This window comes from Pseudoalteromonas sp. SR45-5 (genome assembly GCF_014163565.1).
Taxonomy (GTDB): Bacteria; Pseudomonadota; Gammaproteobacteria; order Enterobacterales; family Alteromonadaceae; genus Pseudoalteromonas; species Pseudoalteromonas distincta.
Genome location: NZ_JACJDN010000952.1, coordinates 1 through 970 on the forward strand (window position 1 = coordinate 1; position 970 = coordinate 970).

Annotated in this window: 1 protein-coding gene; it reads right to left on the reverse strand. The window is 41.1% G+C overall.

Going from position 1 to position 970, the window contains the following annotated elements; all coding sequences use genetic code 11:
• The coding region (locus H5072_RS20305) for a sodium ion-translocating decarboxylase subunit beta (protein WP_182694618.1) at nt 1–968 on the reverse strand (968 nt) is incomplete at its 3' end.
• Nucleotides 969–970 lie beyond the last annotated feature (2 nt).

Genomic DNA, 970 nt, shown 5'->3' on the forward strand with positions numbered 1-970 from the left:
CCAACTTTATTAACTACACGTGCCGCCATTGGCACAGCCGATACACCTGCCGCCCCAATTAATGGATTTATAGGCGTTTTAGATATTCGGTTAAGTCCTTTTGCCATAAATACGCCAGATGCCGTACCAATTGCAAAAGCCAGTGCGCCAAGCACTAAAATACCAATCGTCTCAACAGTTAAAAACTTATCTGCAGCAAGCTTTGAACCAACAGCTAAGCCTAAAAATATAGTTGTAACATTGATGATTTCGTTTTGAGCACTGTTACTTAATCTATCAACAACACCCGACTCTCGCATTAAGTTACCTAAACAAAACATACCTACCAGCGGTATAGCAGCCGGTAAAAACATAGCCGTTAAACTAAGCACCATAAGTGGAAAAATAATCTTTTCCTTTTTAGATACTTTGCGAAGCTCTGGCATTTTTATTTTACGCTCTTCTGGGGTTGTTAGTGCACGCATAATTGGCGGCTGAATAATTGGCACAAGTGCCATATATGAATACGCAGCTACTGCTATTGCGCCTAGTAAATCAGGTGCCAGTTTTGATGCTAAAAATATTGCTGTTGGCCCATCGGCACCACCTATAATGGCAATAGCCGATGCGTCCTGTAGAGTAAATTCAAAACCTGGCACATAGTTAAGTAATATAGCGCCAAACAATGTAGCAAAAATACCAAACTGTGCAGCCGCACCTAATAACAACATACGTGGGTTTGCAATAAGTGCGCTAAAGTCGGTCAGCGCCCCTACTCCCATAAATATCAACAGCGGAAAAATCCCCGTATCAATACCCACATAATAAACGTAGTACAAAAGCCCACCTGGGTCTGACAAACCTGCCACTGGTACATTTGTTAAAATTGCACCAAAACCAATAGGTAGTAATAATAGTGGTTCAAAGCCTTTAGCTATCGCTAAAAACAGTAATAAACACCCTACCGCAATCATTATTAACGATGGGATTG